Origin of the sequence: Xanthomonas populi (assembly GCF_002940065.1) — a bacterium.
Lineage (GTDB): Bacteria > Pseudomonadota > Gammaproteobacteria > Xanthomonadales > Xanthomonadaceae > Xanthomonas > Xanthomonas populi.
This window is the reverse complement of record NZ_MDEJ01000143.1, coordinates 1-9,704: the sequence shown is the minus strand read 5'-3', so window position 1 is coordinate 9,704 and position 9,704 is coordinate 1. Positions and strand designations below refer to the sequence as shown.

Below are 9,704 nucleotides of genomic sequence, written 5' to 3'. Positions count from 1 at the left end.
GCGGCTGACGTCACTGGGATAGCGTGCTCTCATCTCCATATGATCGGATAATTCGGGAAGACTTTGAACGGGCTCTTAGGAAGGTCTGAACAACTCCCTCTGATCCTGCGACAATCGTGCAAAGCCCAACGGGACAACGACGATGCAACTGTCTTTCGGCGACGGGGAGTACGCGGGTAAGCGCAAGCAGACGCGCGGGGAGGTATTGCAGTCCGAGATGGATCAGGTGGTGCCGTGGAAGGATCTGCTGGCGCTGATCGAACCGCACTATCCGCGAAATGGGGGCAGCCGGGCCGGCAGCCGTATCCGCTGGAGACGATGCTGCGCATCCACTTGTTGCAGCAGTGGTATGCACTGAGCGCTCCATCTGCGGAAGAAGCCTTATACGACACGATGTCGATGCGCCGTTTCGCCAAGATCGGCGGGTTGGATGATGTGCCGGACGAGACAACGATCCTCAACTTCCGCCGGTTGCTGAAGACGCGCGATCTGGCGCGCAAGCTGTTCAAGCGGGTCAATGCGCACCTGTCGCGCAAAGGCCAGAGCCTGCGCGGTGGAACTATCGTGGATGCCACGATCATTGCCGCGCCCAGCTCGACCAAGAACAAGGACGGTGAGCGCGATCCGGAGATGCACCAGACGAAGAAAGGCAACCAGTACTCCTTTCGTGCGAAGGTGGAACACCCGTTTCGGGTGATCAAGCGTCAGTTTGGCTACGTCAAGGTGCGCTATCGCGGCCTAGCGAAGAACACCGCGCAGGTGCTGACGCTGTTTGCGCTGTCCAACCTGTGGCTGAAGCGAAAGCAGTTGCTGCCTGTCGCGGGGATGGTGCGCCTGTCATCCGGGCAATACCCCGGAAATGCGCCAGAAACGGCGAAGAATCGAGGATCTGAGCGCCATGGGCGTGGCCGATGCGGGTTTCCGCATCCTCCGACCGTGTTGTTCAGACCATCCCTAAACTGCTCTTTCCAGCGCTGTTGGCACCAAAGATGACGGTCAGCGGCGCAAGCCGAACAGGACCGGTGTCCTTCCAGGCTTTGAAGTTCTCGATGTGCAGATGGGTCAACATCGTTGTAATGCTCCCTGTTTCCAAATCACGTCGAATGAATTTCCGATTGCTGCTTGCACGCCTGCAGAAGCTGTGAATATTTTTTTCAAAAAATTTCAAATAGCAGCAATACTCGTATTTCACGCCTCGACAAAGCTACTCGATGTTCTGCACCTGCTCGCGGATCTGGTCGATCAGCACCTTCAGTTCCACCGCGGCATTGGAGGTGCGGCTGTCCACCGACTTGGAGCCCAGCGTATTGGCCTCGCGGTTGAATTCCTGCAACAGGAAGTCCAATCGACGGCCCACCGGTTCGCGCTGCTTGAGCACGCGGCGGATCTCGGAAATATGGCTTGACAGGCGATCCAGCTCTTCGTACACGTCGAGCTTTTGCAGCCACAGCACCAGTTCCTGCTCGGCGCGACCGGGGTCCACCGGATGCGGCAGATCGGCCAGGCGTGCGGCCAATTTGGCGCGCTGGCCTTCGCGGATGACGGGAATCAGCGTGCGCACGTCAGCGGCGCTGCGTTCGATGGCATCGACCCGCTCGCTGATCGCCTCGGCCAGCTTGCCGCCTTCGCGCTCGCGCGCGGCGACGAAACCGTCCACCACCTCGTCGAGCAAGGCCAGGGCCTGCGCCTGCAGCGCGGGGGCATCCACGTCCTGCACCTGCAGCACGCCGGGCAGCTGCAGCAGATCGGTGAAGCCGACCTGCAGCTTGGGGAACATCCCGTCAAGGCGCGTGGCCAGTGCGCCTAACTCCTGCAGCAGCGATTCGTTGACGGCCAGGGTCTGCGCGTTGTCCGGCGCGCGCAGGCGCAGCGCCAGATCCAGCTTGCCGCGGCTGTTTTTCGCCGCCACCCGTTCGCGCAGCAGCGGCTCCAGCGCACGCAGTTCTTCGGGCAGGCGCACGCCTATTTCCAGAAACCGATGGTTAACCGAGCGCAGCTCGCAACCGAGCGTGCCCCAGGGCGTGATGCGTTCGCCGCCAGCAAACGCGGTCATGCTTCGAATCATCGTCAGTCCCGTGCCTTCAAAGCGCGAATGGTACCCTAGCGGCCCGCGCTGGCTGACCGCCCCGCCACGCGCCGCCCCAGAACCACCTACCGACTTCCGGACTCATCGCATGACCTTTTCCCGTCCCAGCGGCCGCACGGCCGACCAGCTGCGCCCGGTGCGCATCGAACGCGCCTTCACCCGTCACGCCGAAGGCTCGGTGCTGGTCAGCTTCGGCGATACCCGCGTGCTGTGCACCGCCAGCGTGGAAAACCGCGTGCCGGGGTTCCTGCGCGGCAAGGGCGAAGGCTGGGTGACCGCCGAATACGGCATGTTGCCGCGCTCCACCCACACCCGTTACGACCGCGAAGCCGCACGCGGCAAGCAAGGAGGGCGCACGCTGGAAATCCAGCGTCTGATCGGCCGCGCACTGCGCGCCTGCGTGGATCGCAATGCCTTGGGCGAGCGCACCATCACCCTGGACTGCGACGTGCTGCAGGCCGATGGCGGCACCCGCACCGCCGCCATCACTGGCGCCTACGTGGCGCTGACCGATGCGGTGAACCTGCTGCTCAAGCGTGGCGACATCAAAAAGCATCCGCTGATCGGCGCGGTGGCCGCCGTGTCGGTGGGCATCTATCGCGGCGAGCCGGTGCTGGATCTGGATTACCCCGAAGACAGCGACTGCGACACCGACATGAATGTGGTGATGAACGATGGCGGCGGTTTCATCGAGCTGCAGGGCACCGCCGAAGGCCATGCCTTCCGACGCGACGAACTCAACGCGCTGCTCGCACTCGCCGAAAAAGGCATGAGCGAATTGTTTGCCCTGCAACGCGCTGCGCTGGCCGGATGAGCCGTCGCCTGGTCCTGGCCAGCGGTAACGCCGGCAAGCTGGAAGAACTGCGCGCCATGCTCGCCGAGCTGCCGCTGCGTATCGTGGCGCAAGGCGAACTGGGTGTAGAAGACGTGCCGGAAACCGGCCTGACCTTCGTCGAGAACGCTTTGATCAAGGCGCGCCATGCCAGCGCAGTGACCGGCTTGCCGGCACTGGCCGACGACTCCGGCCTGATCGTCGATGCCCTGGGCGGCGCGCCCGGCTTGTACAGCGCGCGCTACGCCGGCAGCCCGACCGATGCACAGGCAAACAACGCCAAGTTGCTCGACGCCATGCGCGAGGTGCCGGCCGAGCGCCGCAGCGCGCGGTTTTATGCGGTGATCGTACTGCTGCGTCACCCGGAAGATCCGCAACCGCTGATCGCCGAAGGCAGCTGGGAAGGGGCGATCAGCACCGAACCGCGCGGCGATGGTGGCTTCGGCTACAACCCGGTGTTTCTGGATCCAGTGTACGGCCTGACCGCAGCGGAAATGAACAACGCATTGAAGAACCGGCTGAGTCACCGCAGCCGGGCGCTGGCGCTGCTGCGCTCGCAGCTGACGCAGTTGGCTAGCTGAGGCAGAGACGATGTTTGTCGCACTCTGGGGACACGACGTCAGCGATGTGCACGCGCCCGCTTTTGAAGCGCTGTATGGAGCCGATGGTGCGTGGGCCGCATTGTTCGCCGATGACGCGGGCTCCCTGGGCACCGAACTGCTGCGCGCGCAAGCGCCCGGGCGCTACGTGACAATTGACCGCTGGCGCGACGAAGTCAACTACACGCACTGCCTGGCGCATGGCTGCGAGCGCTACGCGCAGATCGATCGGCAAGGCGATGCGCTGACCACCGCCGAGCGCTGTCTGGGCTACTACACCCCGCCATGCTGATTCCGCCCCCGCTTTCGCTCTACGTCCACCTACCCTGGTGCGTGCGCAAATGCCCCTACTGCGATTTCAATTCGCATGCGGCCAAGGGCGTGCTGCCGTTCGAAGAGTACGTGGATGCATTGATTCGCGATCTGGACAACGATGTGCCGTTGGTGTGGGGGCGCGTGGTGCATTCGGTCTTTTTCGGCGGCGGCACGCCTAGCCTGTTTCCGCACGAGGCGATCGATCGATTTCTGCAAGCGGCTGCTGCGCGATTGCGCTTCGCACCGAATCTGGAGATCACTCTGGAAACCAATCCAGGCACCGCCGAGCATGGCCGGTTCGACGGCTATCGCGCCGCTGGCGTGAACCGTCTGAGCTTCGGTGTGCAGACCTTCGACGATGTGGCGCTGCAGCGGCTCGGTCGCATCCACGACAGCGCCGAGGCCGAACGTGCGATCAAGCTGGCGCAGGATGCCGGCTACGACAATGTCAATATCGATCTGATGTACGCGTTGCCCGAGCAGACCCTGGCGCAGGCCGAGCGCGATCTTGAGCGCGCCTTTGCGCTGCAGCCCACCCACCTATCGCATTACCAGCTCACGCTGGAGCCGAACACGGTGTTCTTCGCGCGGCCGCCCAAGGGTATTCCCGATGACGATGCGGCCTGGGACATCCAGGAACATTGCCAGCGCCTGCTGGCCGAGGCCGGCTACGCGCAATACGAAGTCAGCGCCTACGCCAGGCCCGGGCGGCAATGCGCGCACAACCTCAATTACTGGCGCTTTGGTGATTATCTGGGCATCGGCGCCGGTGCGCACGGCAAGATCAGTTCCGGCGCCGAACAGCACGTGCTGCGGCGTTGGAAGCACAAACATCCGCAGAGTTACCTTGCCAGCGCCGGTGGTGCGGCGTCGATCGGTGGCGATGACACCGTGCCGCCTGAGCGGTTGCCGTTCGAATACATGCTCAACCTGTTGCGCCTGCACGAAGGCTTTCGGCTGAGCGACTTCGAAGTCTGCACCGGCCTGGCGGCATCCGCCATCGAACTGCCAGTGGCGCGCGCGATTGCGCAAGGCTGGATGACCGCGCAGGACGGACGCGTGGTGCCGACCGAGCTGGGCCGCCGCTTCACCAATGATGTGGTCGAGTTATTTCTGGCCTGACAGCGGCGATCGAAGCCACTGCGCAACCGCTAGCGCAGAAGCACGATTGCTCGCAGCGTCGGCAGCAGCAATCGCGCGGATATCACCGATTGTGCGCAACAAACGCGCCCGCAGGTGCTTGAAGCACCCTGTCGCCCGGCGCTTCTGAGCGCTCAGCTGGCCGCTGCGGTTGACCATCGTCGAGCTGGAGCGTGAGTTGCTGCATCAGGCCGAACATGCACGCAACAGCCAGATCCAGGCCGAAACCTATGCGCAGACGCGCGACTTGCGCGATCACATCGATCGGTTTTCGCAAGCGTTTCCACAGCAACTGGCGCAGGATCTGGCCAATCTGCGCGAGCGCCCATATCGCTGACACCACAGGCCAATGCGGCGGCGCATCCGCAGATGCTCACGCTGGTGGAAGATACCGATATCGACCGCGAGATCGTGCTCAGCGAGATCGTACGCCGCGAAACCTCGCGCCGTGCGGATGCGCTGCAATTGCTGGCGCAACGGTTGGCGGTGATCGGCGTCGTTGCCGAATTCGAACTTGAAGCGGTGCCGCTCGGCCCGTCCGCGCTGTGCCGCATCTTGCGCCAGTGCGGCGAAACGCTGAGCTTGAGCCCGGATGGGCAGCTCACGCTGTACCGGGTGTTCGAGCGTCAGGTCATCGAGCGTTTGAACGATCTTTATGCGCGTGCCAACCGCGTTCCTGCGCAGGAAGGCATCCTGCCGGGGCTGATCTATCACCCGTATCTGGTCAAACCCACGCCGGTGCAGACGCGGCGTGCACCGCCTGCACCGGCCACTGCATCGAAGGATGCTGCAACCGCCAACGCGCGCGCGATGCCGCCGCGCAACGGGCGGCCGGCAACCAGCTGGAGCGGACAATCCGCACCGACACCGTGGCAGAGCGCCTTGCTGGATCCGTCCGATGTTCCGCTGACACTGGCTGCGGCTACAGACGGTGAGCGGGCGACACCTGCACTGAGCGATGCGATACAGGCACTTGGCGGCCTGATGTCGTCGGCGCGTCAGTCGCAGGCGGCGGGCAGCACTGGCCCCTGTGCGAATCACCGTTCTGCAAGTCACAGCGCAGCGCCTGCGACAAGCTCGCAGACAACCCATAAAAAAGCATCTCCCCAGCTTGCTTCCACGGCGGTGCCCAAAGCCGTCCTCGGCCACGCGCTGGCCAGCCTGCAAGGCACGTTAGCGGCGCAAGCGACTGCATCGACACAGCCCACCGGCATCGATGCGGTGCAGCGTCGAGTGCTGGACCTGCTGCGGGCTCAGCACGGGCCGGACGCCGCGCTGCGCCCGCAGGACACCGACACCTTCGACCCGCTCGGCCTGCTCTACGCGCAGATGCAACGCGAAGTACGCGAGCAGACCCCGGCGCAGGCCTTGCTCGCCAAATTGCAGGTGCCGGTGGTGCGCGCGGCATTGGCGGATGCGCATTTTTTCGTGCGCGATCAGCAACCGGTGCGCGAATTGCTCAACGCTGTGGCCGAGTCCGGTGCGGTGTGGCTGGGCGAGGACGATGTCGATCCGCAGTTACTGCACAAGCTGGGCAGCGCGGTCGACACGATCGTCAACGACGATCAAGGCGACGAACGCATTTTTGCTGCGGCCAACGACGATATCCAGACGCATCTGCGCACGCTGGCGCGCAAGGCCGAGGTCGCCGAGCATCGCCATATGGATGCCGCGCGCGGCAAGGACCGGCTTGCGTCGGCCAAGCAGCAGGCCGCCGCGCGTATCGAGCAGCTGTGCGAGCAGAGCGCTCCGCCGCGTTTCGTGCAATCGCTGCTGCGCCAGGCGTGGTCGGACGTGCTCACGCTCACGCTGCTGCGGCAGGGCGAGCAATCGCCCGAATGGGATGAGCGCCAGGCGTTGATAGCGCGTATCGCCGAGGTCACCGGTCGCAGCAAGGGTCAGCCCACGGACACCGCGCTCGGTGGCGATGTCGAAACCGCGCTGCTGCAAGTGGGCTATCACCAGGACGAAGCGGCGGCGATCGCGCGGCGCCTGTCCACGCCAGGTGGAGAGGACGAGATGACCTCGCGCACCGAACTCACCGCCAAACTCAGGGCGCGCACGCGGCTAGGCGGCCAGGGCGACAACGCCCCCGCGCAAGCACATCGCCACACCGCGCTCGCCGGCCGAAGAGGAGTGCTACACGCATCTGCGTCGGCTGCCATTCGGCACGTGGTTCGAATTCGTGATCAATCAACAGGGCGATCTGCGCCGGCAACGGCTGTCCTGGTACAGCCCGATGACCGACAACGCGTTGTTCGTCAATCAGCCGGACAAAAGGTCGCCGAGCAGTCGCTGGATGGTCTCTCGCGGCTGATGGCCGGCGGCCAGGCGCGCTTGCTGGTCGAAGAAAAGTCGCGCCTGATCGACCGCGCCTGGCATGCCACCGTGCGCACGTTGCGCAGCCTGGCCAGACAGTCGCCCGCTGCAGAGCTCGCCCCATGATTCAGGACACCCGCCGCGCACCACGCCGTCAACCGACCGATCTGGTGCCGGTCACCGACATGCTCAGCGAGGCGCAGATCGGCCGGGTCGGTAATGTGTCGGAAACCGGCATGCTGCTGTTGGCGTCGGCTCCGCTGCATGACGAGGCCTTGTACCAATTGCGCTTCACCCTGCCCGAGCGCGTGGGCCGCGTCACCGAGATCGATCTCGGCGTGCACCTGCTGTAGTCCGAGGCCGCGCATGCACCCAGACAAGCCTGGGCCGGCTTTCGCTTCCTGACCATCTCAGAGCCGCATCGGCGGCGCCTGCGCGCCTGGATCGCCGAAGAACACATGGCCGGCTAAGAGCGGCTGACAAAACAACTGCGCTCACCATAAGGCGGGCGCGGCACGGTGCTTGGTGCGGCGTGTACCCCTCGTACACGCCGGTTCTTCCGCGCCGTCCACGCCCACCTGACGACTGCTCGCTACGTCTTGCGAGCCGCTGCAGGGCACAACGCCGCTGCCAGGATTGCGGCAAAATTGCGCATTGCCTTTGCATTGCCGATCGAGCCCCGCATGACCCAGGCGTCCTTGAGCCACCTGTATTCCGACCACCTGCGCGCACTGACCCAACGCGCCGACGCGGCGCTGCAGCGCGGCGGCTTCGATCATTTGGTCGTGCCCAGCGGCGGCACGCACTACCAGGTGTTCGACGACCGCGATTACCCGTACGCGGTCAACCCGCAATTCAAGGCCTGGCTGCCGCTGACGCGGGTGCCGAACAGCTGGTTGATCTACACGCCAGGCAAGCGCCCCACGGTGATCTTTTACCAGCCGTTCGACTACTGGCACGTAGTGCCCGACGCTCCCAGCGGTTGGTGGGTGCAGCACTACGAGATCCACATCATCCGCACTCCGGACGAGGCCTTGGCACTGCTACCCAGGCAGCCCAAGCGTTGCGCCATTCTCGGCGAAGCGCAAAGTGCGCTCGGCGCTTACGTGCCGAACAACCCGCAGCCGGTGATCGATTACCTGGACTACCAGCGCGCTTTCAAGACGCCGTACGAACTGGCATTACTGCGCCTCGCCCAGCAGCTGGCAGTCCGCGGCCATCGCGCCGCCGAAGCGGCATTCCGTGCAGGTCAGAGCGAGTTCGGCATCCACATGGCCTATTGCGCCGCCGTGGGCCAGGACGCCAACGCACTGCCGTACGGCAACATCATCGCACTCAACGAACACAGCGCGGTGCTGCACTACACCGAACTTGGCCAGCAGCCGCCGCAGCCGCTACGCAGCTTTTTGATCGATGCCGGCGCTTCGGCTTCCGGCTACGCCAGCGACATCACCCGCACCTATGCCGCCGACCCGGGCAGCGAATTCCAGGCGCTGATCAATGCGGTCGACGCCGCACAGATCCGCATGGGCCAGAACGTGCGCGCGGGCGTGGATTACAAGCACCTGCATGTGGATGCACATCTGGCGTTGATGGGCATCCTCAAGGACTTCGGCATTCTCACCGTGACACCGGAAGCCGCACTCGCCACCGGCGTCAGCGCCGCGTTCTTTCCACACGGGGTGGGCCATCTGATCGGCCTGCAGGTGCACGATGTGGCCGGCTTCGCCGCCAGCGACCGCGGCGACCGCATCGAACGCCCCGCCGGTCACCCGTACCTACGCCTGACCCGCGTGCTGGAACCGGGCGTGGTGGTCACCATCGAGCCAGGCGTGTACTTCATCGACATGCTACTGGACGAAGTGAAGAAGAACGGCCACGCCGCCAGCGTCGACTGGGCACGCGTTGCGCAGTTCAAACCTTACGGCGGCATCCGCATCGAAGACGAAGTGGTGTGCACCGATGACGCGCCAGACAACCTGACGCGCCAGGTGTTTGCCGCCCCCACCTGAAATTTTGATTGGAAAGCGACATGGCCGCACCGTTATCAGCACCGGACTCGCACGATTCAGCGACTATCTTTGCACGCCCAATAACTGATCACCGAGTAATTACCCCTCAAGTCCCTGCTAATCACCTTGAATCCGGTCAGAACTAGGTACCGCGTGGACGGGGAGCCTGCTTTGCAGCTGTTCCAGGCTGATTGCCAATGCGCAGCAAATACTTGCTCTTTACTGATTGTCTTCAACTCATCTGCTGGGCCGCTCGCATTTGCTGAAATTCTTGTCGTGCCAGCTGCCATGACGGGCGCAACAGCTAGAACCGTGGTCAATATTAAAGGAGCCTCTAAAAACCCCAGCAATCTGCCATCATTGACTTGACGCCCTGCCAGCGGAGAACGACAGACATGATC

The 9,704-nt window shown here is 64.0% G+C and carries 8 protein-coding genes, 1 other RNA gene and 3 pseudogenes; 10 read left to right on the top strand and 2 right to left on the bottom strand.

Features of this window, described 5'->3' with window-relative positions:
• Nucleotides 1-142: 142 nt before the first annotated feature.
• Nucleotides 143-837, top strand: a pseudogene (locus XpopCFBP1817_RS17540) (IS5 family transposase); the annotation flags it as partial.
• Between the two features lie 367 nt (nucleotides 838-1,204).
• On the opposite strand, the gene XpopCFBP1817_RS17535 reads toward XpopCFBP1817_RS17540, so the two are convergent.
• A complete protein-coding gene (locus XpopCFBP1817_RS17535) occupies nucleotides 1,205-2,065 on the bottom strand; it encodes a YicC/YloC family endoribonuclease (protein WP_128418099.1) in 861 nt (286 codons plus the stop codon).
• Between the two features lie 109 nt (nucleotides 2,066-2,174).
• Between XpopCFBP1817_RS17535 and rph the strand changes: the two genes are divergently transcribed.
• From rph to pepQ, 9 genes and pseudogenes are all read left to right on the top strand, one after another.
• Complete coding sequence (gene rph, locus XpopCFBP1817_RS17530; RefSeq protein ID WP_128418098.1) at nucleotides 2,175-2,900, top strand: ribonuclease PH; 726 nt, start codon at nucleotides 2,175-2,177, stop codon at nucleotides 2,898-2,900.
• Nucleotides 2,897-3,499 carry an RdgB/HAM1 family non-canonical purine NTP pyrophosphatase gene (rdgB, locus tag XpopCFBP1817_RS17525; protein ID WP_128418097.1) on the top strand — a complete coding sequence of 201 codons (603 nt, stop codon included), beginning with the start codon at nucleotides 2,897-2,899 and terminating at the stop codon, nucleotides 3,497-3,499. Before rph ends, rdgB begins: the two co-directional genes overlap by 4 nt.
• A gap of 10 nt (nucleotides 3,500-3,509) precedes the next feature.
• Entirely contained in the window at nucleotides 3,510-3,809 is a 300-nt protein-coding gene (locus XpopCFBP1817_RS17520; protein ID WP_128418096.1) for a hypothetical protein, read from the top strand.
• A complete protein-coding gene (gene hemW, locus XpopCFBP1817_RS17515; protein WP_128418095.1) occupies nucleotides 3,803-4,954 on the top strand; it encodes a radical SAM family heme chaperone HemW in 1,152 nt (383 codons plus the stop codon). Before XpopCFBP1817_RS17520 ends, hemW begins: the two co-directional genes overlap by 7 nt.
• Nucleotides 4,955-5,123: 169 nt before the next feature.
• Complete coding sequence (locus XpopCFBP1817_RS24135) at nucleotides 5,124-5,309, top strand: hypothetical protein (RefSeq protein WP_425479128.1); 186 nt, start codon at nucleotides 5,124-5,126, stop codon at nucleotides 5,307-5,309.
• Nucleotides 5,270-7,417: pseudogene (locus tag XpopCFBP1817_RS17510) on the top strand (DUF1631 family protein); the annotation flags it as partial. The gene XpopCFBP1817_RS24135 and the pseudogene XpopCFBP1817_RS17510, both read left to right, overlap by 40 nt.
• Nucleotides 7,414-7,761: pseudogene (locus tag XpopCFBP1817_RS17505) on the top strand (PilZ domain-containing protein). The pseudogenes XpopCFBP1817_RS17510 and XpopCFBP1817_RS17505, both read left to right, overlap by 4 nt.
• A 62-nt stretch (nucleotides 7,762-7,823) precedes the next feature.
• Nucleotides 7,824-7,899, top strand: a non-coding RNA gene (locus tag XpopCFBP1817_RS17500) — sX9 sRNA.
• A 75-nt stretch (nucleotides 7,900-7,974) separates the two neighbouring features.
• On the top strand, nucleotides 7,975-9,303 hold the full coding sequence (gene pepQ / locus XpopCFBP1817_RS17495; RefSeq protein ID WP_128418094.1) for a Xaa-Pro dipeptidase: 1,329 nt from the start codon (nucleotides 7,975-7,977) through the stop codon (nucleotides 9,301-9,303).
• Between the two features lie 56 nt (nucleotides 9,304-9,359).
• On the opposite strand, the gene XpopCFBP1817_RS22235 is transcribed toward pepQ, so the two are convergent.
• The coding region (locus XpopCFBP1817_RS22235) for a hypothetical protein (RefSeq protein ID WP_208619653.1) at nucleotides 9,360-9,704 on the bottom strand (345 nt) is incomplete at its 5' end.